Origin of the sequence: Rathayibacter sp. PhB179 (genome assembly GCF_004345345.1) — a bacterium.
In the GTDB taxonomy this organism is placed as follows: domain Bacteria; phylum Actinomycetota; class Actinomycetes; order Actinomycetales; family Microbacteriaceae; genus Rathayibacter; species Rathayibacter festucae.
Map to the genome: position 1 here is coordinate 187,778 of NZ_SLVD01000003.1, position 22,802 is coordinate 210,579.

A 22,802-nucleotide genomic window follows, 5' to 3' on the forward strand; every position below is an offset into this window, starting at 1 on the left:
GAAGGGCCCCCGAGCCGGCCACCGTCCGAGTCAGAGCGCGGGCGCGAGCTCCTCGACGGCCTGCCGACGCTGAGCGCGCACCGTGAAGAGCCGCGGATTCACGTCGAGCAGGACCCGCAGCGCACCGACCCACACGAACGCGGAGCCGAGGAGGTGGACGGCGACGAGCGCCTCCGGCAGGGCGAGGAGCGACTGGGCGACGCCCACCAGCGCCTGCACCCCCACCACGACGAGGAAGGTGATCACGCGGCGCCGTGCCAGCTCGGAGCCCGGAACGCGCGCCAGCAGCACCAGCAGCGCGAGGCCGAGCACGAGCGTGGCCGTCCCGAGGACCCCGTGCACGACGGTGACGCTCTCCCAGTGGAACCGCATCCGCGGGACCTCGGCCGAGTCGCCCGCGTGCGGACCGGTGCCGGTCACCAGGGTGCCGACGGCGATCACGGCCAGCGTCACCGCGACGAGCGCGATGCTCACCCCTCGCGTCAGCGCGTCCGGCTCGAACGCGACGGACTGCGAGCGGTGCGCGCGGTGCCAGGTCAGCGCCGTGGTCGTCAGCAGGGCGATCGCGAGCATGAAGTGACCGGCGACGATGTAGGGGTTGAGGCCCGAGTGCACGGTCGCGCCGCCCGCGAGTGCGTTCGCCACTACGAGCCAGAACTGCGACCAGGCCAGGCGGGTCATCGTGCGGTCGCGCGGCTTCTGCAGCCGGGCCGCGGTGATGGCCCAGCCGACCGCGACGATCAGCACGCCGGTGAAGGCGCGGTTGGTGAACTCGATGAAGCCGTGGATCCCGAGCTCGGGCGTCGAGGTCAGCGAGCCCGCGTCGCAGGCGGGCCAGGTCGGGCAGCCGAGGCCCGAGCCGGTCAGGCGCACGACGCCGCCGAAGAAGATGATCAGGATGCTCGCGACCAGGGCGGCCGTCGTCCCCCAGCGCAGGGCGCGGGGACTCAGGGTGACCCGCTCGGCGAGGAACGAGAACGGCGTCACCATCAGAACGGCAGCAGCGGGTCGATGCCGACGGCGAGGAACAGCAGCGTGAGGTATCCGATCGAGCCGTGGAAGACGCGCATCGGCGAGACGTGCTCGTGACGGATCGCGAGGCTGTAGAGGCGGTGCGTCTCGGCGATGAACCAGACACCGCTCGCGAGGGCGACGACCGTGTAGACGACGCCCATCCCGGCGACGGGGATGAGCAGCAGGGAGCACGCGACGGTGGCCCACGCGTAGAGGATGACCTGGAGACCGACGATGCTGCGCCCGCGGACGACGGCGAGCATCGGCACGCCGGCGGCGCGGTAGTCCTCGCGGTACTTCATCGAGAGCGGCCAGTAGTGCGGCGGCGTCCAGAGGAAGATGACCGAGAACAGGATGATCGGAGCCCAGTCGAGCGAGTTCGTGACCGCGGCCCAGCCGATCAGCACGGGCATGCAGCCCGCGATGCCGCCCCAGACGATGTTCTGCGGCGTGCGGCGCTTGAGGAACAGCGTGTAGAAGAGCACGTAGATGAGGATCGCGGCGAGCGAGAGCGACGCGGCCAGCCAGTTGGCGGTCAGGCCGAGCCAGACGATCGACAGCACGCCGATCGTGGTCGCGAAGACCAGCGCCTCCCGGTCGGAGACCTCGCCGGTGACGAGCGGGCGGTTGCGGGTCCGCTTCATCACGCGGTCGATGTCGCGGTCGATGTAGCAGTTGAACGCGCCGGCCGACCCGGCGCTGAGCGCCCCGCCGATGAGGACGTTGAGGACCAGCAGCAGGTTCGGGATCCCGTTCTGCGCCAGGATCATCGTGGGCGCGGTGACCACGAGCAGCAGCTCGATCACCCGCGGCTTCGTCAGCGCGACGTACGCCCTCACCTTGCGCGACAGGGGCGACCGGACGGGTCCTCCCCGCTCGATCGCGGTGGTCTCTGCGACTACGTCCATTGCTCCTCTAACGATCGATGATCCCGAACGAGTGTAATGCGCGCCGGATGGGGGCGGGCCCGGAGTGCACGCTTGTCCAATCGGACGCCGACATATGCGAGGCGCAACCCCCGATCCCCGGCGCACCCCCCTCCGTATACTCGGAACTGCTCGCCAGAGCGCCCGGCCCGCACCCGAGTTCCGCCCGACTGATCAGTCGCGCGAGGCCGAACGGGGCGTCGTCGGAAGCATCGTGTCGAAGTCGTCATGCGCGCTCCACCATGCGAGAGGGCGGACGGTCCCCGTCTGCCCCACGTCTCGAGAAGGGTCAGTACCTAGTGTCAGAACTGCAATGGGATTCCATTGACGAGAAGGCAGTCGACACGGCGAGGGTTCTCGCCGCGGACGCGGTCGAGAAGGTCGGCAACGGCCACCCCGGCACCGCCATGAGCCTCGCGCCGGCCGCGTACCTCCTGTTCCAGAAGGTCATGCGCCGCGATCCGTCCGACGCCACCTGGATCGGCCGCGACCGCTTCATCCTGTCGGTCGGCCACTCCTCGCTGACGCAGTACGTCCAGTTCTACCTGGGCGGCTACGGCCTCGAGCTCGACGACCTCAAGGCGCTGCGCACCTGGGGCTCGAAGACCCCGGGCCACCCCGAGTACGGCCACACCGACGGCGTCGAGATCACCACCGGCCCGCTCGGCCAGGGCCTCGCCTCGGCCGTCGGCTTCGCCTACGCGGCGCGTTTCGAGCGCGACCTGTTCGACCCCGAGGCCGCCGCGGGCACCTCGCCGTTCGACCACTTCGTCTACGTCATCGCCGGCGACGGCGACCTGCAGGAGGGCATCACCAGCGAGGCCTCCTCGCTGGCCGGCCACCAGCAGCTCGGCAACCTCGTCGTCATCTACGACTCCAACCAGATCTCGATCGAGGACGACACCAACATCGCCTTCACCGAGGACGTCAAGGCGCGCTACGAGGCCTACGACTGGCAGGTCCAGGTCGTCGACTGGAAGAAGACCGGCGAGTACCACGAGGACGTCGCCGAGCTGCACGCCGCGATCGAGGCCGCCAAGGGCGAGACCGACAAGCCGTCGCTCATCATCCTGCGCACGATCATCGGCTGGCCCTCGCCGAAGAAGCAGAACACCGGCAAGATCCACGGCTCCGCCCTCGGCGCCGACGAGCTCCGCGGCCTCAAGGAGGTGCTCGGCTTCGACCCCGAGAAGACCTTCGACGTCGCCGACGAGGTCCTCGAGCACACCCGCAAGGCCGTCGAGCGCGGCCAAGCGCAGCACGCCGAGTGGAACGAGACGCTCGAGGCGTGGGCGACCGCGAACCCCGAGAAGAAGGTCCTCCTCGACCGCGTCCTGAGCGGCGACCTCCCCGAGGGCGTCCAGGAGGCCCTCCCGGTCTTCGAGCCCGGCAAGGAGGTGTCGACCCGTGCCGCGTCCGGCAAGGTCATCAACGCCCTCGCCGGCGTCGTGCCCGAGCTCTGGGGCGGCTCCGCCGACCTCGCCGAGTCGAACAACACGACCATCGAGGGCGCCGGCTCCTTCGTGCCGAGCGAGTTCTCGACCCACGAGTGGACCGGCAAGAAGGGCGGCCGCGTGCTGCACTTCGGCATCCGCGAGCACGCCATGGGCGCGATCCTCAACGGCATCGTCCTGCACGGCAACACCCGCCCCTTCGGCGGCACCTTCCTGATCTTCTCCGACTACATGCGCCCGGCGGTCCGTCTCGCCGCGCTCATGAAGGCGCCGGCCATCTACGTCTGGACCCACGACTCCGTGGCGCTCGGCGAGGACGGCCCGACGCACCAGCCGGTCGAGCAGCTGGCGGCCCTCCGCGCGATCCCGGGACTGGACATCGTCCGCCCCGGCGACGCGAACGAGGTCGCCTACGCCTGGAAGACGATCCTGGAGCGCCGCGAGGGCCCGGCCGGCCTCGCGCTGACCCGCCAGAACATCCCCGTCTTCGAGCGCGGAGAGGGCGACGCCTCCGGCGAGACCTTCGCCCACGCGTCGAACGTCGCCCGCGGTGCGTACATCCTCGCCGAGGCGCCGAACGGCACCCCCGACGTGATCCTCATCGCCACCGGCTCCGAGGTGCAGATCGCCGTCGAGGCGCGCGAGCTGCTCAAGGGCGAGGGCGTCAACGCCCGCGTCGTCTCGGCCCCGTCGCTCGAGTGGTTCGAGGAGCAGGACGCCGAGTACCGCGAGAAGGTGCTGCCCTCCGCCGTGAAGGCGCGCGTCTCGATCGAGGCCGGACTCAGCCTCGGCTGGCAGAAGTACGTCGGCGACGCCGGCCGCTCGGTCTCCATCGAGCACTTCGGCGCCTCCGCCGACTACAAGACCCTGTTCCGCGAGTTCGGGATCACCACCGAGGCGGCCATCACCGCCGCCAAGGAGTCGCTCGCGGCGTCCTGACCACGAAGGCCGCGTCCACCCGGGCGCGGCCTTCGCCGTCGGCCCCACGACTCCCCACCGACCCGCACCATCTAGCGAGAAGAAGAGACATGACCGAGAACACCCCCACCGCAGACCTCTCCGCCGCCGGCGTCAGCATCTGGCTCGACGACCTGTCGCGCTCGCGCATCTCGAGCGGCGGGCTGCAGAAGCTCATCGACGAGAAGAACGTCGTCGGAGTCACGACCAACCCCACGATCTTCGCCGCGGCCCTCGCCAAGGGCGAGTCCTACGACGAGCAGGTCGAGGAGCTCGCCGCCGCCGACACCCCGGTGACCGACGCGGTCTTCGCGATCACCACCGACGACGTCGCCGCCGCCTCCGACGTCTTCCGCCCGATCTACGACGCGACGAACGGCTACGACGGCCGCGTCTCGATCGAGGTCGAGCCGGGCCTCGCGCACGACGCGCAGGGCACCATCGAGCAGGCCAAGGCCCTCTGGGCCAAGGTCGACCGCCCGAACGCGATGATCAAGATCCCCGCGACCGTCGAGGGCCTCGAGGCCATCACCGAGGCCATCGGCTCCGGCATCTCGGTCAACGTCACGCTGATCTTCTCGCTCGCCCGCTACCGCGCCGTCATCAACGCGTACCTGGCCGGCCTCGAGAAGGCCAAGGACGCCGGCATCGACCTGTCGACGATCCACTCCGTCGCCTCGTTCTTCGTGTCGCGCGTCGACACCGAGATCGACAAGCGCCTCGAGGCCGTCGGCACCGACGAGGCCCTCGCGCTCAAGAGCAAGGCCGGCGTCGCCAACGCGCAGCTCGCCTACGAGGTCTTCGTCGAGGCCTTCGCCACCGAGCGCGCGCTGCTCCTGCAGGAGTCCGGCGCCAACCGCCAGCGGCCGCTGTGGGCCTCGACCGGCGTCAAGTCGACCGACCTGCCCGACACCCTCTACGTGACCGAGCTGGTCGCGGCGGGCGTCGTCAACACCATGCCCGAGAAGACCCTCGAGGCGACCTTCGACCACGGCGTCATCGCCGGCGACACGGTGACCGGCTCCTACGCCGACGCCAACGCCGTCCTCGACGCCGTCGCCGCGCAGGGCGTCTCCTACGCCGAGGTCACCGAGCTGCTCGAGAAGGAGGGCGTCGAGAAGTTCGTCGTCTCCTGGAACGAGCTGCTCGACACCGTCACCGCCGCGCTCGAGGGCGCGAAGGCGAAGGCCTGAGCATGACGATCCAGATCCACCTCAGCGGCGACGCCGAGAAGGCCGCCGACCGCGTCGTGCCGGAGCTCGTCGCCGACGAGGTCGCCTCGGGCATCACCGCCCAGGTCCCCACCCTCTGGGGTGCGGCGGCCGAGGAGGAGTCGGCGAAGCGCCTCGGCTGGACCGAGTCGACCACCGTCTCCCGCCCGCTGATCCCCGAGATCCTGGCGCTCCGCGAGGAGTTCCAGGCCAAGGGCATCGACCACATCGTGCTCGGCGGCATGGGCGGCTCCTCGCTCGCGCCCGAGGTCATCACCCGGACCGCCGGCGTCGAGCTCACCGTGCTCGATTCCACCGCGCCCGGGCAGGTCCTCGCGGCCCTGAACGACCGCCTCGCGTCGACCGCGGTCGTCATCTCGTCCAAGTCCGGCTCGACGGTCGAGACCGCCAGCCAGAAGAAGGCCTACGAGAAGGCGTTCACCGAGGCGGGCATCGACCCGCTCGACCGCATCGTCATCGTGACCGACCCCGGCTCGCCGCTCGACTCGTCCTCGCGCGAGGCCGGCTACCGGGTCTTCAACGCCGACCCGAACATCGGCGGCCGCTTCTCGGCGCTCTCCGCGTTCGGCCTCGTGCCGTCCGGACTCGCCGGCGCCGACATCGAGGCCCTCCTCGACGAGGCGGCGGAGGCCTCCCTCGGCCTGGCCGTGGACACCCCGGAGAACCCGGGTCTGCTCCTCGGCGCCGCGATCGCCGCCACCAGCCCCCGTCGCGACAAGCTCGCGATCGTGGCCGACGGCACGCACATCGTGGGCTTCGCCGACTGGGCCGAGCAGCTCATCGCCGAGTCCACCGGCAAGGACGGCACGGGCATCCTCCCCGTCGTCCTCGGCACCCTCGCCCCCGAGCTGTCGGAGGACCTCGCCGACGTGCAGGTCGTCCGCCTGGTCGAGGACGCGAGCGCGCTGCACCTGTTCCCGCGCGACCGGCACGAGGGCGAGATCCTCCTGTCCGGCTCGCTCGGCGCGCAGATGCTGACCTGGGAGTACGCGGTCGCGGTCGCCGGGCGCCTGCTCGGGATCAACCCGTTCGACCAGCCCGACGTCGAGTCGGCGAAGGTCGCGACCCGGGCCCTGCTCGAAAAGCGTCCCGAGCCCGCCGCACCGGCGTTCACCGATGCGGGCATCGAGGTCACCGGCACGTCGGACGTCACCGAGGGCGTCTCGACCGTCGCCGCCGCCGTCGACCGCCTCCTCGCCCAGCTGGGCGAGGGCGGCTACGTGTCGATCCAGGCCTACGTCGACCGCCTCGCGCTGCCGCAGCTGGAGGGCGTCCGCGATCTCCTCGCCGCGCAGGCGCAGCGCCCCGTCACCTTCGGCTGGGGCCCGCGCTTCCTGCACTCGACCGGTCAGTACCACAAGGGCGGAGCGCCGACCGGCGTCTTCCTCCAGATCGCCGAGCGCGCGAGCACGGATCTCGAGATCCCCGAGAGCCCGTTCACCTTCGGCCAGCTGATCCAGGCCCAGGCCGCGGGCGACGCGAGCGTGCTCGCCGAGCACGGCCGCCCGGTCCTGACGCTGACGCTGACGGACCCCGAGGCCGACCTCGAGGCCCTCTTCGAGGCGCTCAACACCTGATCCGCCGGGCGCGGCGTCCCGTCCTCCTCGCGGAGGCGGGGCGCCGCGCCCGCGGTCGTCCGCGCGGTCCGCCACGACCCCGCTCGCAAGCCCTCAGCGGAGCGGGCACGCGTCACCACTCCCCCTCCGTCACCGATAGCAGTGCGCCGAGGCGCCGGCTCCGCCGGCCCGCGGCACACAGAAGGACACTGCACATGTCTGTGGACATCACTCCCGAGTTCAATCCGCTGCGGTTGAGCTTCGACCGCCGGCTGAACCGGATCGCGGGGCCGAGCGGCCTCGTCATCTTCGGCGTCACCGGCGATCTCTCCCGCAAGAAGCTCATGCCGGCGGTCTACGACCTCGCCAACCGCGGCCTGCTTCCGCCCGGCTTCGCGCTCGTCGGCTTCGCCCGGCGCGACTGGGACGACCAGGACTTCGAGAAGGTCGTGCACGACTCGGTCAAGAAGCACGCCCGCACCGAGTTCCACGAGGAGGTCTGGACGCAGCTCGCGCAGGGCATCCGCTTCGTGCAGGGCGAGTTCGACGACCCCGAGGCCTTCAGCCGCCTGAAGACGACCGTCGACGACCTCGACCGCGAGCGCGGCACGAACGGCAATTTCGCCTTCTACCTCTCGATCCCGCCGAAGTCCTTCCCCCAGGTCACCGAGCAGCTGCGCAACTCGGGCCTCGCGGAGCAGAAGGACGGCCAGTGGCGCCGCGTCGTCATCGAGAAGCCCTTCGGCAGCGACCTGAAGACCGCCCGCGAGCTCAACGCGGTCGTCGAGTCGGTCTTCCCGCCGGACTCCGTCTTCCGGATCGACCACTACCTCGGCAAGGAGACGGTCCAGAACATCCTGGCGCTGCGCTTCGCCAACATGATGTACGAGCCCCTCTGGAACTCGAACTACGTCGACCACGTGCAGATCACCATGGCCGAGGACATCGGAGTGGGCGGCCGGGCCGGCTACTACGACGGCATCGGCGCCGCGCGCGACGTCATCCAGAACCACCTGCTCCAGCTGCTCGCCCTCACGGCGATGGAGGAGCCGATCTCGTTCGACGCCGCGGACCTCCGCGCCGAGAAGGAGAAGGTCCTCGCGGCCGTCCGCCTGCCGAAGGACCTGTCGACCGTCACCGCCCGCGGGCAGTACTCCGGCGGCTGGCAGGGCGGCGAGAAGGTGCTCGGCTTCCTCGAGGAGGACGGCATGAGCCCCACCTCGACGACCGAGACCTTCGCCGCGATGCGCCTGGACATCGGCACCCGCCGTTGGGCCGGTGTGCCGTTCTACCTGCGCGCGGGCAAGCGCCTCGGACGCCGCGTCACCGAGATCGCCGTGGTCTTCAAGCGCGCGCCCCAGCAGCTCTTCGCCGAGAGCCAGACCACCTCGCTCGGCCAGAACGCTTTGGTCATCCGCGTCCAGCCCGACGAGGGCGTCACCATGCGCTTCGGCTCGAAGGTCCCCGGCGCGGGGATGCAGGTCCGCGACGTCACGATGGACTTCGGCTACGGCCACGCCTTCACCGAGGCGAGCCCCGAGGCCTACGAGCGCCTCATCCTCGACGTCCTCCTCGGCGAGCCGCCGCTCTTCCCGCGGCACGAGGAGGTCGAGCTGTCCTGGAAGATCCTCGACCCGATCGAGGAGTACTGGGCCACGCAGGGCCAGCCCGAGCAGTACCGCCCCGGAACCTGGGGCCCCGATTCCGCCGACGAGCTCCTCGCTCGCGACGGCCGCACCTGGAGGCGCCCGTGATCGTCGATCTGCCCGACACCACGACGAGCGAGGTCTCGAAGACCCTCGTCAAGATCCGCGAGGAGGGCGGCGCCGTCGCCCTCGGCCGCGTGCTCACCCTCATCATCGCGACCTCGCGAGGCCAGGAGGAGGAGGCGATCGACGCAGCCAACGACGCGTCCCGCGAGCACCCGATGCGCGTCATCGTCGTCTCGAAGGACGACGGGCTGACCACGGTCCCCGTCGACGCCACCCCGCGCGTCGACGCGCAGATCCGCGTGGGCGGCGACGCCGGCGCGAGCGAGGTCGTCGTGCTCCGCCCGTTCGGCGACGCGGCGACCGACGAGGAGAGCCTGGTCACCGGGCTCCTGCTCCCGGACGCCCCCGTGGTCGCCTGGTGGCCGAACAGCGCGCCGGACAGCGCCTCGAAGTCGCCGATCGGCCGCATCGCCACGCGCCGGATCACCGACGCCTCCGCGCAGTCCAACCCGGCCGAGGCTCTGCACCACCTGGCCTCGACCTACGCCCCCGGCGACACCGACTTCGCCTGGACCCGCCTCACCCTCTGGCGTGCCCAGCTCGCCGCGGTGCTCGACCAGCCGCCGTACGAGCCGATCACGGCCGTCGAGGTCTCCGGTGCGCCGGACTCCCCCTCGACGATCCTCCTCGCGGCCTGGCTGCAGCTCGAGCTCGACATCCCCGTCGACCACGAGCTCACCATCAGCGCGACCGGGTCCAGCGGGATCCACGGGGTGCGCCTCTTCCGCGAGTCCGGCGTGATCGAGCTCGAGCGCTCGATCCCGAACGTCGCGACGCTGACGCAGCCGGACCAGCCCGTCCACGACATCTCCCTGCCGCGCCGGAGCCTCCGCGACTGCCTGGCGGAGGAGCTGCGCAGGCTCGACCCGGATGACCTGTACGGTGAAGTCATCTCGCGCGGTGTGGACATGCTCACCGAGAAGAACGACGCTCGCAGCGCGTCCTGACACCGCCGCACTCCCCGGCCGCCGCACCCTGCACGTCAGGCGCGGCGGTCGGGTAGACGGCCATCCGCCGATGGCGACCGACCCGAAGGAGACCCCGATGACCACTGACCGCCGTGTGCTCGTCCACCGAGACAAGCAGACCCTCGCAGGCTCGGTCGCCGCGCGCTTCCTGACGAAGACGATCGACATCCTCGACGACCTGGGCACGGCGAACGTGGTCCTCACCGGCGGGACGATGGGGGCGGCGACCCTCAAGGAGATCGGCGGCTCCTCCGCCGCGGGCAACGTCGACTGGACCCGCGTCCACTTCTGGTGGGGCGACGAGCGCTGGGTGCCCCGCGGCCACGAGGACCGCAACGACGTGCAGGCGGGCGACCTCTTCGAGCGCCTCGAGGTGCCGGCCGAGAACGTGCACTCCTACCCCGCGTCCGACGAGGGCCTCGACCTCGACGGCGCGGCCGCCGCCTACGACGCCGAGCTCCGCGCGCACGCGACCGAGGGCCGCGACTACCCGCGCTTCGACATCACCTTCCTCGGGGTCGGCCCCGACGGCCACATCGCCTCGCTCTTCCCGGAGCGCTCGGCCATCCGCCACCCGCAGCCGGGAGTGCTGGCGGTCCGCAACTCCCCGAAGCCGCCGCCCGAGCGCCTCACGCTCACCCTGCCGCTGATCAACCAGTCCGACCGGATCTGGATGGTCCTCGCCGGCGCCGACAAGGCGTCAGCACTCGGGCTGGCCCTCGCGGGCGCGAGCACGAACGAGGTGCCGGCAGCCGGCGCGTTCGGCCGCAAGCGCACGGTGTTCTTCGTCGACCAGGAGGCCGCGGCTGAGGTGCCCGAGTCGCTGATCGCGCCGAGCTACTGAGCTCTCCCCGGCTCGTCCGGGAACGACGAAGGGCCCGCCTCCTCTGGAGGACGGGCCCTTCGTCGTTGCACCGGCCCTGCGGCCGGCGGTGCTCAGGAGGGGGTCGCCGTGCCCCGGCGGGCGCGCAGCTGCTGCAGCGCCTCCTCGAGGAGCTGAGCGGCCTCGGCCTCGGTGCGGCGCTCCTTCACGTACGCGAGGTGCGTCTTGTAGGGCTCCGACTTCGCGACCTGCGGCGGGTTCGCCCGGTCGCGCCCGGCGGGGAGACCGGACTGCGGGGAGTCGATCACCTCGGGGATCTCGTCCTCGGGGAGGGCCGCCGAGAAGTGACGCACCGTCTCGTTGCCGAGGGCGTCCCAGTAGGAGACCGCGACGCGCTCCGCGTGGTAGCCCCGGTCCTGCTCGCCCATGGGTCCCGCGCCGACGCGCGAACCGCGGATTGCACTGCCGCCTGATGCCATTCCGTTTACCCCTATGCTCCGGTGTCGAACTTGGTGATGAGACCGAGCACCACGATGCAGGCCAGCCAGACGAGGCCGAGGATCACGGTGATGCGGTTCAGGTTGCGCTCTGCGACGCCCGAGGCACCGAGGTTCGAGGTGACTCCACCGCCGAACATGTCGGACAGTCCGCCGCCGCGCCCCTTGTGGAGCAGGATCAGCATGGTGAGCAGGAGGCTCGTGATGCCCAGGACGACCTGGAGCACGACCTGGAGGATGTCCACGCGGTACCTTTCGAAGTTCTGGCGCGTTGCACGCCTCGACGAGTATAACGGCGCCTGCGAACCCCCGGGGAATCGCGTCGCCCTGTGTTCTGTCCGCTGGATACGCGGGGGCTTCGACTTCTGGTGAGGGGCGGAGGGGATGGCCTCGTCGCGGCGCCTTCCCGCGCCCTTCGGGCGCCCGCCAGACCCGAGCTGCGCCCACTCCCACGCCGCTCCCTGCGCGGCGTGGCGCAGTCGGCCTAATCACGGGGTCGCTTCCCGTGGAGCGACTCCCGACCGTCTACGTCGATTCGCTGGCACGCGAATCACCGGTTAGCCTCGCCGCCGAGAGACTGGTCGTTCACCTGCCCGACGACGCCGACCTCGAGCCTGTCGCCTCATGCGAAGACGCCGAGACGATTTCGGGCTTCAACGCGAAGAAGGCGGGCCCTCTCGGGCCCGCCTTCTCGTCGCAGTAGGTCAGACTCCGACGTGGTTGCGGAACCTTGCGATGGCGGCGAACTCCTCGACCTGGAGGCTGGCGCCTCCGACGAGGGCGCCGTCGACGTCGGGCTCGCGCATGAAGCCGGCGATGTTGCCGGACTTGACGGAGCCGCCGTAGAGGATGCGCGTCTTCGCCGCGGTGTCGGCGCCGAGGATGTCGGCGACGACGTCGCGGAGGGCCTTGCAGACCTGCTGGGCCTGCTCGGGCGTGGCGGCCTGGCCGGAGCCGATGGCCCAGACCGGCTCGTAGGCGACGACGATGTCGGCGTCCGAGGGCAGGCCGGTGAGGGCCTCCTTCAGCTGCGCGACCGGGACCGCGGACGGGCCGTGCTTCTCGAGGTCCTCGGCGGTCTCGCCGACGCAGACGATCGGCGGGACGCCGTGCTTGACGGCCGCGGCCGTCTTCGCAGCGATGTCCGCGTCGGTCTCGCCGTGCAGCGTGCGACGCTCCGAGTGGCCGACGATGACGTAGTCGCAGTCGAGCTGCTTGAGGAACTGGCCGGAGATCTCACCGGTGTAGGCCCCGCTGTCGAACTTCGACAGGTCCTGCGCGCCGTACTTGAGCGGCAGCTTGTCGGAGTCCACGAGGATCTGCACGGGGCGCAGATCGGTGAACGGCGGGAACACCGCGACCTCGACGCCGTCGAAGTCGTGGTCGGCGTCCTTGAGGCTCCACGCGAGCTTCTGGACGAAGGCGATGGCCTGGAGGTGGTCCAGGTTCATCTTCCAGTTGCCGGCGATGAGCGGGATGCGGGATGTCACTGCCATCCGAGGACCTCCAGTCCGGGGAGGCGCTTCCCCTCGAGGAATTCGAGGCTGGCTCCGCCTCCCGTCGAGATGTGGCCGAACTGCCCGTCCTCGAAGCCGAGGGCGCGCACCGCGGCGGCCGAGTCTCCGCCGCCGACGACGCTGAGTCCGTCGACCTCGGTGAGGGCCTGGGCGACGGCCTTCGTGCCGGCCGCGAACGGCTCGAGCTCGAAGACGCCCATCGGTCCGTTCCAGAACACGGTCTTCGAGGCCGCGACGACCTCGGCGAACCGCTTCGCGGTGTCGGGCCCGATGTCGAGACCGAGGCCGTCCGCGCCGAAAGCGGTGTCCTCGATCGCGTCGGCGGGGGCCGTCACGTACTCGGCGTCGGCTCCGAACTTCGAGGCGACGACGACGTCCGTGGGGACGACGATCTCCACCCCGAGCTCCTTCGCCTTCGCGAGGTAGCCGAGGACGGTGTCGATCTGGTCGGCCTCGAGCAGGCTCTTGCCGACCTCGTGGCCCTGGGCCTTGAGGAAGGTGAAGAGCATGCCGCCGCCGATGAGGATCGAGTCGACCCGCGGGAGCAGGTGGTCGATCACGCCGAGCTTGTCCGAGACCTTCGAGCCGCCGAGGACGACCGTGTAGGGGCGCTCCGGCTTCTCGGTCAGGCGGTCCAGGACCTCGAGCTCGGCGGCGATCAGCGTTCCGGCGGCACTGGGCAGCAGCTGGGCGAGCTCGTAGACGCTCGCCTGCTTGCGGTGCACGACGCCGAAGCCGTCGGAGACGAACGCGTCGCCGAAGGCGGCGAGCTTCTCGGCGAAGGCGCGGCGCTCGTCCGCGTCCTTGCTGGTCTCCCCCGGGTTGAAGCGGAGGTTCTCGAGCACGACGACCTGGCCGTCCTCGAGGGCGTCCACCGCGGCGGAGGCGGAGTCGCCGACCGTGTCGTCGGCGAACGAGACGGGGGCGTCCAGGAGCTCGCCGAGGCGCTTCGCGACGGGCGCGAGGCTGTACTTCGAGTCGGGGGCGCCGTCGGGGCGGCCGAGGTGGCTCACGACCACGACTCGCGCGCCCTCGGCGACGAGCCGCTGGAGCGTGGGCACCGACGCGCGCACGCGGCCGTCGTCCGTGATCGTTCCGTCCTTCAGGGGGACGTTCAGATCGCAGCGGACGACGACGCGCGTGCCGGCGAGGGAGCCCAGTGAGTCCAGAGTGCGGAGCGTCACGGTGTCACTCGTCACGGAGTCGTGACTCAGAGCTTGCCGGCGACGAGCTCGGCGACGTCGACGAGGCGGTTGGAGTAGCCCCACTCGTTGTCGTACCAGGAGGCGACCTTGACCTGGTTGCCGATGACCTTGGTCAGGCCGGCGTCGAAGATCGAGGAGTGCGGGTCGGTGACGATGTCGCTGGAGACGATCGGGTCCTCGGTGTACTTGAGGATGCCCTTGAGGTCGCCCTCGGCGGCGGCCTTGTAGGCCGCGTTGATCTCCTCGACCGTGGCCGACTTCGACAGCTCGACCGTGAGGTCGGTGATCGAGCCGGTCGGGACCGGGACGCGCAGCGCGTAGCCGTCGAGCTTGCCGACGAGCTCGGGGATGACGAGGCCGAGGGCCTTGGCGGCACCGGTCGACGTCGGGATGATGTTGACCGCGGCGGCGCGCGCGCGACGGAGGTCGCTGTGCGGGCCGTCCTGCAGGTTCTGGTCGGCGGTGTAGGCGTGGACCGTGGTCATCAGACCGCGCTCGATGCCGAAGTTGTCGAGCAGGACCTTGGCGAGGGGCGCGAGGCAGTTCGTGGTGCACGACGCGTTCGAGACGATGTCGTGGACCTGGGGGTCGTAGGTGCCCTCGTTGACGCCGAGGACGATGGTCGCGACGTCGTCGCCGGTGGCGGGAGCCGAGACGATGACCTTCTTGGCGCCGGCGGTGATGTGCTTGCGCGCGTCCTCCGACTTGGTGAAGCGGCCGGTCGACTCGATGACGACGTCGACGCCCAGCTCGCCCCAGGGGAGGTTCGCGGGGTCGCGCTCCTCGAGCACGATGATCGGCTTGCCGTTGACGACGATCTTGTCGCCGTCCAGCTCCACGGTCGCGTCGAGGCGGCCGGTGATGGAGTCGTACTTCAGGAGGTGCGCGAGCGCCTTGTTGTCGGTGAGGTCGTTGACCGCGACGATCTCGAGGTCGCTGCCCTTGGCGAGGGCCGCACGGAGGAAGTTACGGCCGATACGGCCGAAGCCGTTGATGCCGATCTTGACGGACACAGATATCTCCTGGAGAGGAAGGGCACCTCGACGGTGCAGTGGAGGGTGTGGATCGCTGCGAGAGCGGCGTCCCGGATCGGGACCCGGGACGCCGGAATCGCTACGACAGTAGCAGGAGGCCGGAAGTGTTCTGGCGGGCCTTCTCGAAGCGCGCGGAGACGTCCGCCCAGTTCACGATGTTCCAGAACGCCTTGACGTAGTCGGCCTTCACGTTGACGTAGTCGAGGTAGAAGGCGTGCTCCCACATGTCCAGCAGCAGGACCGGAACGGTCGCGGCGGCGTGGTTGCTCTGGTGGTCGTAGAGCTGCTCGATGAGCAGCTTCTGGCCGAGGGAGTCCCAGGCCAGGATCGACCAGCCGGAGCCCTGGATGCCGAGGGCCGAGGCGGTGAAGTGCGCCTTGAACTTGTCGAACGAGCCGAAGTTCTCGTCGATCGCCGCGGCGAGCTCGCCGGTCGGCTTGTCGCCGCCGTCGGGCGAGAGGTTGTTCCAGAACACGGTGTGGTTCACGTGACCGGCGAGGTTGAACGCCAGGTCCTTCTGGAGCTTGTTGACGTTCGCGAGGTTCTCGCTGTCGCGAGCCTCCTGCAGCGCGGCGAGGGCGGTGTTCGCCCCGGTCACGTACGTCGCGTGGTGCTTGTCGTGGTGGAGCTCCATGATCCGTCCACTGATGTGCGGCTCGAGAGCCGAGTAGTCGTAGGGCAGTTCGGCGAGCGTGTAGTCAGCCATGTGCGATCTCCTGTTCGTGGTCGTCGACCTCAGTGATCCGCCGGGTCTCACGGCCCCTCACCGCTGTGCGGGAGGGTGTGCCGGGGTGTCCTGAGCGACCTTTCCAGTCTAGTGAGAGCCGCCCTCCGCACTCGGAGCGTTTCCTCCGTTCAACCAGGAGACACTCAGCGTTCCCGCGTTCGTGCGCCCGACGGCCCTTCGGCTCGCGCGGGGCTCAGAGGTCCTGGAGCTCGGCGGGGAGGTTCGCGTCGGTGCCGGGGATGTCGAGGTCGGTCGCGCGCTTGTCGGCCATCGCGAGCAGGCGGCGGATGCGGCCGGCGACCGCGTCCTTCGTCATCGGCGGGTCGGCGTGGTGGCCGAGCTCGTCGAGGCTGGCGTCGCGGTGGGCGAGCCGGAGGCGGCCGGCGTAGCGGAGGTGCTCGGGGATGTCCTCGCCGAGGATCTCCATGGCGCGCTCGACCCGGGAGCAGGCGGCGACGGCGGCCTGCGCCGAGCGGCGGAGGTTCGCGTCGTCGAAGTTGACCAGGCGGTTGGCGGTGGCCCGCACCTCGCGGCGCTGGCGCAGCTCCTCCCAGCTGGCGACGGTGGAGGTCGCGCCCATCAGGGTGAGCATCGCGCTGATGCTCTCGCCGTCGCGGACGACCACGCGGTGCACGCCGCGCACCTCGCGCGACTTGGCCTGGACGCCGAGGCGCCCGGCCGCACCGACGATCGCCATCGCCGCCTCGTTGCCGGGGCAGATCACCTCGAGCGCGGCCGAGCGGCCGGGATCGGTGAGCGAGCCCTGCGCGAGGAAGGCGCCGCGCCAGACGGCGGCGAGCTCCTCGCGGGTGCCGGTGGTCAGCCGGTTCGGCAGTCCGCGGACGGGACGGCCGCGCTGATCGAGCAGGCCGGTCTGGCGGGCGAGGGTGTCGCCGCCCTCGACCACCCGGACGAGCCAGCTGGTGGTGCGGCGCGAGCCGCCGGCCGACACGATGCTGCCCTCGCTGCGGACGCCGTAGAGCTCGGCGAGGTCGCGGCGGACGCGGGTGGCCAGGGGGGCGGAGTCGAGCTCGACCTCGACCGCGAGGCGGTTCGAGATGATGTGCAGTCCTCCGGAGAAGCGGAGGATGGTCGCCAGTTCAGCGGCACGGACGGTGTTCTTGCGCGAGACGATCGCGACCAGTTCGCCCTTGACATCTGCAGTGAGGGCCACGGAGTCTTCTTTCCTTACGTCGGGAGCGCGGCGGAGCGCGCGGGGATCATTCTCGGCCGAGGTCGCGGTGCGCCACGTTGACGGCGACACCCGGCAGCTCGGCCAGTCGGGCCGCGACGCGGCCGGCGACGGCGACCGAGCGGTGCTTGCCGCCGGTGCAGCCGATGGCGATGGTCGCGTGGCGCTTGTTCTCGCGCTGGTAGCCGTCGAGCACCGGCCGGAGGGCACGCGAGTAGGAGTCGATGAACTCCTCCGCGCCCTGCTGGGCCAGCACGTAGTCTCTCACCTCTTCGTCGAGACCGGTGTGCGGGCGGAGCTCCGGGATCCAGTACGGGTTGGGCAGGAAGCGCGCATCCGCGACCATGTCGGCGTCGGTCGGCAGGCCGTACTTGAAGCCGAAGCTCATCACGGTGATCTGCAGCCCCGCGCGGCCGGCTTCGGCGAACCGCGTGGTGATCGTGGTCGCGAGCTGGTGCGGGTTGAGGTCGGAGGTGTCGATCACGATGTCGGCCGACTCGCGCAGTTGCGCCAGGCGGGTCCGCTCGGCGGAGATGCCGTCGAGGAGCGTGCCGCGCCCCTGCAGCGGGTGCGGGCGGCGGACCTGCTCGAAGCGGCGGACGAGAGCGGCGTCGGCGGCCTCGAGGAAGACGACGCGCAGATCGACGCCGACGCGCAGCTCGCGCACGATCTCGCCGAGGTCGGCGAAGAAGTCCCGCCCGCGGACGTCGACGACGGCCGCGACCTTGGGCACGGTGTCGCCCGCCCGCTGGGCGAGATCCACCAGCGGGCGCAGCATCTGCGGCGGGAGGTTGTCGACCACGTACCAGCCGAGGTCCTCCAGCGCGTTGGCGGCGGTGGATCGTCCGGCTCCGGACATCCCGGTGACGATCAGCACGTTCTGCTGCTCGCTCTCGGTGCTCATGGGGTCTCCGTGCTCGTGTGGGGTGGTCGCGGACCCTCCTTCGGGGAGGGCGGGCCTCCAGCCTAGGGTGTGGCCCTGAGCAGAGCACCCGGCGGAAGGTGGTGCCTCATGGATGCAGGTGCCCGTGGATCGCGGCCGCGAGCGTCGGCCCGATGCCCTTCACCTCCGCGATCTCGGCGTCGCTCGCCTCGCGCAGGCGGGTCACCGAGCCGAAGTGCTTCAGCAGGTCGCGCACCCGCGTCCCGCCCAGCCCCGGGATCTCGGCCAGCTGCGACGAGATGTCGCGCTTGCGCCGCTGCCGCTGGTGGGTGATCGCGAAGCGGTGCGCCTCGTCCCGGATGCGCTGGAACAGGAAGAGCGCGTCGCTGTTGCGCGGCAGGATCACCGGGAAGTCGGAGTCGGGCAGCCAGATCTCCTCCAGCCGCTTGGCGATCCCGCAGAGCGTGATCCCGGTGACGCCGGACTCGTCGAGCGCGCGCTGGGCGGCCGCGACCTGCGGCTGCCCGCCGTCGACGATGAGGAGGTTCGGCGGGTAGGAGAACTTGCGCCGCTTGGCCTCCCCCGTCTCGGGATCGACCTCGGCGGGCTCGGTCGGCTCCTTGAGGTAGGCGAGGCGCCGGGTGAGCACCTGGTGGAGGGACTCGGTGTCGTCCGTGGACTCCGCGATGCTGAAGCGGCGGTACTGGTCTTTGCGGACCAGGCCGTCTTCGAAGACGACCATCGAGGCGACGATGTTCGTGCCGCTGAGGTGCGAGACGTCGTAGCACTCCATCCGCAGCGGCGCCTCGGCCATCCCGAGCGCGTCGCGGATGTCCTCCAGGGCCTGTGTGCGCGCGGTGAAGTCGGCGGAGCGCCGGGTCTTGTAGAGCATCAGCGAGTGCTTGGCGTTCTGCGTCGCGGTCTCGAGGAGGGCCGCCTTGTCGCCGCGCTGCGCGGCGCGCAGACGGACGTTGGCACCGCGGAGGGAGCCCAGCCACTCCTCGAGCGCCTCGGAGTCGTCGGGCAGCTCGGGCACGACGACCTCGCGCGGCGGGACGTCGCCGCCCTCGTAGGCCGCTTGCAGGGCCGTGTCGACGAGCTCGGCGGTGCTCATGTCGAGCTCCTTGTCGACGACCCAGCCGCGCTCACCGCGGATCCGGCCGCCGCGCACGCGGAACTGCTGCACCGAGGCGGCCAGCTCGTCGTGCACGATCGCGTACAGGTCGACGTCGACGTTGTCCTTCAGCACGACCGCGCTCTTGGCGAGCACGGCGTCGAGCGCCGCGGCCTGGTCGCGGAGCTTGCCGGCGCGCTCGTACTGCATCGCCTCGGCGGCCTCGCGCATCTCGCGCTCGAGCTCGCCGATCATCTTGCGGTCGTGGCTGCCCATGAACGCGACGAAGCGGTCGACGATCGTCCGGTGCTCCGCGAAGGTGACCCGGTGCGAGCACGGACCGCCGCAGCGGCCGATCTGCGAGGCGAAGCAGGGCTTCCCGCTCTGCATCGCCCGCTTGTAGTTGGAGTCGTTGCAGGTCCTGATCGGGAACGCCTTGATCATCAGGTCGATCGTCTCGTGGATCGCCCAGATCTTCGGGTACGGGCCGAAGTACCGCGCCCCGCGGATCTTCGAATTGCGGGTCACCATCACCCGCGGCGCCTCGTCGCCGAGGGTCACCGCCATATACGGGTACGACTTGTCGTCGCGGAACTTGACGTTGAAGGGGGGATCGAACTCGTTGATCCAGGTGAACTCGAGCTGCAGCGCCTCGACGTCGGTGCCGACCACGGTCCACTCGACGCCGGACGCCGAGGTGACCATCCGCCGGGTGCGCTCGTGCAGGCTCGGCAGCGGAGCGAAGTAGTTGCTGAGCCGGGCGCGGAGGTTCTTCGCCTTGCCCACGTAGAGGACCCGGCCCCGGGCGTCCTTGAAGCGGTAGACGCCCGGGAGGGTCGGGATCTCGCCCGGCTTGGGCCGGAAGTCGACGGTCTGCGTCATGCCCGCGCCCCCGCTCCCCCGGCCCTCCGGGGACGACCGGCGAGGCGGAGCCGCGTCACGGCAGGATCTCGGCGAGGAAGGTGCCGGTGTGGCTCTCCTTGACCTTCGCGACGTGCTCGGGGGTGCCGATGGCGACGACCTGGCCGCCGCCCGCGCCGCCCTCGGGACCCATGTCGATCAGCCAGTCGGCCGACTTGATGACGTCGAGGTTGTGCTCGATCGTGATGACGGTGTTGCCCTTGTCGACGAGGCCGTTGAGCACCAGCAGGAGCTTGCGGACGTCCTCGAAGTGCAGACCGGTGGTCGGCTCGTCGAGCACGTAGACGCTGCGCCCGTTCGAGCGGCGCTGCAGCTCGGTGGCGAGCTTGACGCGCTGCGCCTCGCCGCCGGAGAGCGTGGTCGCGCTCTGCCCGAGCCGGACGTAGCCGAGGCCGACCTCGACCAGGGTCTTGAGGAACCGGTGGATCGAGGTGATCGGCTCGAAGAACTCGGCCGCCTCGGCGATCGGCATGTCGAGCACCTCGGCGATGTTCTTGCCCTTGTAGTGCACGGTCAGGGTGTCGCGGTTGTAGCGCGCTCCCCCGCAGACCTCGCACGCGACGTAGACGTCGGGCAGGAAGTTCATCTCGATCTTGATCGTGCCGTCGCCCGAACAGGCCTCGCAGCGCCCGCCCTTGACGTTGAAGCTGAACCGGCCGGGCAGGTAGCCGCGGGCCTTCGCCTCGGTGGTCTCGGCGAAGAGGTTGCGGATGCGGTCGAACACGCCGGTGTAGGTCGCCGGGTTGGAGCGCGGGGTGCGGCCGATCGGGTTCTGGTCGACGTGCACGACCTTGTCGAGGTTCTCGAGCCCGGTGACGCGCGTGTGCTTGCCCGGCACCTTGCGGGCGCCGTTGAGCTGGTTGGCGAGCACCCGGTAGAGGATGTCGTTCACCAGCGTCGACTTGCCGGAGCCCGAGACGCCGGTGACCGCGACGAAGGTGCCGAGCGGGAACTCGACGTCGACCTTCTGCAGGTTGTTCGCGTTGGCGCCGACGACCTTGATCACGCGCTTGCGGTCGATCTTGCGGCGCTTCTTCGGCAGCTCGATCGAGCGGCGGCCGGCGATGTAGTCGCCGGTGAGCGAGTGCGTGTTCTCGAGCAGCGACTCGTAGGAGCCGGAGTGCACGACCTGGCCGCCGTTGACGCCGGCGCCGGGGCCGATGTCGACGATCCAGTCGGCGGTGCGGATGGTGTCCTCGTCGTGCTCGACGACGATCAGGGTGTTGCCGAGGTCGCGCAGCTTGATCAGGGTGTCGATCAGCCGGCGGTTGTCGCGCTGGTGCAGGCCGATGCTCGGCTCGTCGAGGACGTAGAGCACGCCGGTGAGACCGGAGCCGATCTGGGTCGCGAGCCGGATGCGCTGGGCCTCGCCGCCGGAGAGCGAGCCGGCCGCACGGGAGAGGTTGAGGTAGTTGAGCCCGACCTCGATCAGGAAGTCGAGGCGCGCGCGGATCTCGCGGAGCACCTGCGCGGCGATGGTGGCCTCGCGCGGGGTGAGCTGCAGCTCGCTCATGAACGACTGGGCGTCACCGAGGCTGAGGTCGGCGACGTCGGCGATGCTCGCGCCGTGCACGAGCACGGCGAGCACCTCGGGCTTAAGGCGCGAGCCCTTGCAGACGGGGCAGGCGACCTCGCGGAGGAACTCGGCCCAGCGCGAGCGCTGCACATCGGTCTCGGCCTGCACGTACTGCCGCTCGATGTAGGGCACGACGCCCTCGAAGCCGGAGGTGTAGCTCATCTCCCGGCCGTAGCGGTTCTTCCACTTGACCTTGACCTCGAAGTTGTCGCCGTGCAGCACGGCCTGCTGCACCTCCGAGCTGAGGCGCTTCCACGGGGTGGTCAGCTTGAAGCCGAGGTCGCGGGAGAGGCCGTCGAGCAGCTTCTCGTAGTACTGGAAGAGGCCCTTGCCCTGGGTGGTCCACGGGATGATGACGCCCTCGGCGATGCTGAGGTCGGGGTCGCCGAGCAGCAGCTCGTCGTCGACCGACATCCGCGTGCCGAGGCCGGAGCACTCGGGGCAGGCGCCGAAGGGGGCGTTGAAGGAGAAGGTGCGCGGCTCGATCTCGGTGAGCGAGATCGGGTGGTTGTTGGGGCAGGACAGCTTCTCGGAGTACGTCGTCCACGCGCCGTCGCCCTCGCCGTCTACGAAGTTGATCTGCACGATGCCGTCGGTGAGGCGCAGCGCCGTCTCGAGCGAGTCGGTCAGGCGGCCGAGGATGTCCGGGCCGGCGACGAGGCGGTCGACGACGACGGAGATGTCGTGCTTGTACTGCTTCTTCAGCACCGGCGGCTCGCTCAGCTGGATGAGCTTGCCGTCGACCATGGCGCGGGAGTAGCCGCCCGCGGTCAGCTCCTTGATGAGGTCGACGAACTCGCCCTTCTTCTGCGAGACGACCGGGCTGAGGATCTGGTAGCGGGTGCCCTCCTCCAGCTCCATCAGCTGATCGGCGATCTGCTGCACGGTCTGCGCCGAGATCGGCTCGCTGCAGACGGGGCAGTGCGGGATCCCGATGCGGGCCCAGAGCAGGCGCATGTAGTCGAAGATCTCGGTGATCGTGCCGACGGTGGAGCGCGGGTTGCGGTTGGTCGACTTCTGGTCGATCGACACCGCCGGGCTGAGGCCCTCGATGAAGTCGACGTCCGGCCGGTCGACCTGGCCGAGGAACTGCCGCGCGTAGGCGGAGAGCGACTCGACGTAGCGGCGCTGGCCCTCGGCGAAGATCGTGTCGAAGGCGAGCGACGACTTGCCCGACCCGGACAGTCCGGTGAAGACGACCATCGAGTCACGGGGGATCTCGAGGTCGACATCGCGCAGGTTGTGCACTCTGGCCCCGCTCACCACCAGCTTCGACACCGATTCGTCCAGGGAGGAGACGAAGCGGTGGAAGGAGGGTGAGGGGGTGGTGGAAGGGTCCGTAACGGCGTTCAGGATCGACACCTCGAAAGTGTATGCGGAGCCACCGACATCGCCCGGGGCGTTCGCTGGCCGCTGATCCCGGACCCCGCGACT

Annotated in this window: 18 protein-coding genes; 6 read left to right on the forward strand and 12 right to left on the reverse strand. The window is 70.3% G+C overall.

Features of this window, described 5'->3' with window-relative positions; translation table 11 throughout:
• Positions 1–30 precede the first annotated feature (30 nt).
• Together EDF43_RS08120 and EDF43_RS08125 are read right to left on the reverse strand one after the other, a co-directional pair.
• Positions 31–990 carry a COX15/CtaA family protein gene (locus tag EDF43_RS08120; RefSeq protein WP_207901647.1) on the reverse strand — a complete coding sequence of 320 codons (960 nt, stop codon included), beginning with the start codon at positions 988–990 and terminating at the stop codon, positions 31–33.
• A complete protein-coding gene (locus EDF43_RS08125; protein WP_123735788.1) occupies positions 990–1,922 on the reverse strand; it encodes a heme o synthase in 933 nt (310 codons plus the stop codon). Before EDF43_RS08125 ends, EDF43_RS08120 begins: the two co-directional genes overlap by 1 nt.
• 317 nt (positions 1,923–2,239) lie before the next feature.
• Between EDF43_RS08125 and tkt the strand changes: the two genes are divergently transcribed.
• The 6 genes from tkt (at position 2,240) to pgl (ending at position 10,723) form a co-directional block, all read left to right on the forward strand.
• Positions 2,240–4,333, forward strand: coding sequence for a transketolase (tkt, locus tag EDF43_RS08130; RefSeq protein ID WP_132436241.1), 2,094 nt, complete (start codon positions 2,240–2,242; stop codon positions 4,331–4,333).
• A gap of 89 nt (positions 4,334–4,422) precedes the next feature.
• Entirely contained in the window at positions 4,423–5,544 is a 1,122-nt protein-coding gene (gene tal, locus EDF43_RS08135; protein WP_132436242.1) for a transaldolase, read from the forward strand.
• Between the two features lie 2 nt (positions 5,545–5,546).
• Complete coding sequence (locus EDF43_RS08140) at positions 5,547–7,160, forward strand: glucose-6-phosphate isomerase (RefSeq protein ID WP_132436243.1); 1,614 nt, start codon at positions 5,547–5,549, stop codon at positions 7,158–7,160.
• A 194-nt stretch (positions 7,161–7,354) separates the two neighbouring features.
• Positions 7,355–8,893, forward strand: coding sequence for a glucose-6-phosphate dehydrogenase (zwf, locus tag EDF43_RS08145; RefSeq protein ID WP_132436244.1), 1,539 nt, complete (start codon positions 7,355–7,357; stop codon positions 8,891–8,893).
• Positions 8,890–9,858 carry a glucose-6-phosphate dehydrogenase assembly protein OpcA gene (locus tag EDF43_RS08150; RefSeq protein ID WP_123735792.1) on the forward strand — a complete coding sequence of 323 codons (969 nt, stop codon included), beginning with the start codon at positions 8,890–8,892 and terminating at the stop codon, positions 9,856–9,858. Before zwf ends, EDF43_RS08150 begins: the two co-directional genes overlap by 4 nt.
• A 97-nt stretch (positions 9,859–9,955) precedes the next feature.
• Entirely contained in the window at positions 9,956–10,723 is a 768-nt protein-coding gene (gene pgl, locus EDF43_RS08155) for a 6-phosphogluconolactonase (RefSeq protein WP_123735998.1), read from the forward strand.
• 92 nt (positions 10,724–10,815) lie between these two features.
• On the opposite strand, the gene EDF43_RS08160 is transcribed toward pgl, so the two are convergent.
• The 10 genes from EDF43_RS08160 to uvrA form a co-directional block, all read right to left on the reverse strand.
• Positions 10,816–11,181 (reverse strand): RNA polymerase-binding protein RbpA, encoded by a 366-nt coding sequence (locus EDF43_RS08160; protein WP_123446271.1) that lies wholly within the window; start codon positions 11,179–11,181, stop codon positions 10,816–10,818.
• A gap of 11 nt (positions 11,182–11,192) precedes the next feature.
• A complete protein-coding gene (gene secG, locus EDF43_RS08165) occupies positions 11,193–11,444 on the reverse strand; it encodes a preprotein translocase subunit SecG (RefSeq protein WP_123733087.1) in 252 nt (83 codons plus the stop codon).
• A 459-nt stretch (positions 11,445–11,903) separates the two neighbouring features.
• A complete protein-coding gene (gene tpiA, locus EDF43_RS08175; RefSeq protein ID WP_132436245.1) occupies positions 11,904–12,695 on the reverse strand; it encodes a triose-phosphate isomerase in 792 nt (263 codons plus the stop codon).
• Positions 12,686–13,900, reverse strand: coding sequence for a phosphoglycerate kinase (locus EDF43_RS08180; protein WP_132436246.1), 1,215 nt, complete (start codon positions 13,898–13,900; stop codon positions 12,686–12,688). The genes tpiA and EDF43_RS08180 overlap by 10 nt, the downstream gene beginning before the upstream one ends.
• Positions 13,901–13,926: 26 nt before the next feature.
• Complete coding sequence (gap, locus tag EDF43_RS08185; RefSeq protein ID WP_123446267.1) at positions 13,927–14,934, reverse strand: type I glyceraldehyde-3-phosphate dehydrogenase; 1,008 nt, start codon at positions 14,932–14,934, stop codon at positions 13,927–13,929.
• A gap of 100 nt (positions 14,935–15,034) precedes the next feature.
• Positions 15,035–15,661: a superoxide dismutase gene (locus EDF43_RS08190; protein WP_123446266.1), complete on the reverse strand. Its 627-nt coding sequence runs from the start codon at positions 15,659–15,661 to the stop codon at positions 15,035–15,037.
• A 214-nt stretch (positions 15,662–15,875) separates the two neighbouring features.
• Positions 15,876–16,856: a DNA-binding protein WhiA gene (gene whiA, locus EDF43_RS08195; protein ID WP_123446265.1), complete on the reverse strand. Its 981-nt coding sequence runs from the start codon at positions 16,854–16,856 to the stop codon at positions 15,876–15,878.
• A gap of 46 nt (positions 16,857–16,902) precedes the next feature.
• Positions 16,903–17,778 carry an RNase adapter RapZ gene (gene rapZ, locus EDF43_RS08200; RefSeq protein WP_123446264.1) on the reverse strand — a complete coding sequence of 292 codons (876 nt, stop codon included), beginning with the start codon at positions 17,776–17,778 and terminating at the stop codon, positions 16,903–16,905.
• A 106-nt stretch (positions 17,779–17,884) separates the two neighbouring features.
• The gene (uvrC, locus tag EDF43_RS08205) at positions 17,885–19,753 is read right to left on the reverse strand and encodes an excinuclease ABC subunit UvrC (protein WP_132436247.1); all 1,869 of its coding nucleotides are present in this window, start codon (positions 19,751–19,753) and stop codon (positions 17,885–17,887) included.
• A gap of 55 nt (positions 19,754–19,808) precedes the next feature.
• A complete protein-coding gene (uvrA, locus tag EDF43_RS08210) occupies positions 19,809–22,658 on the reverse strand; it encodes an excinuclease ABC subunit UvrA (protein WP_132962496.1) in 2,850 nt (949 codons plus the stop codon).
• Positions 22,659–22,802: the final 144 nt, after the last annotated feature.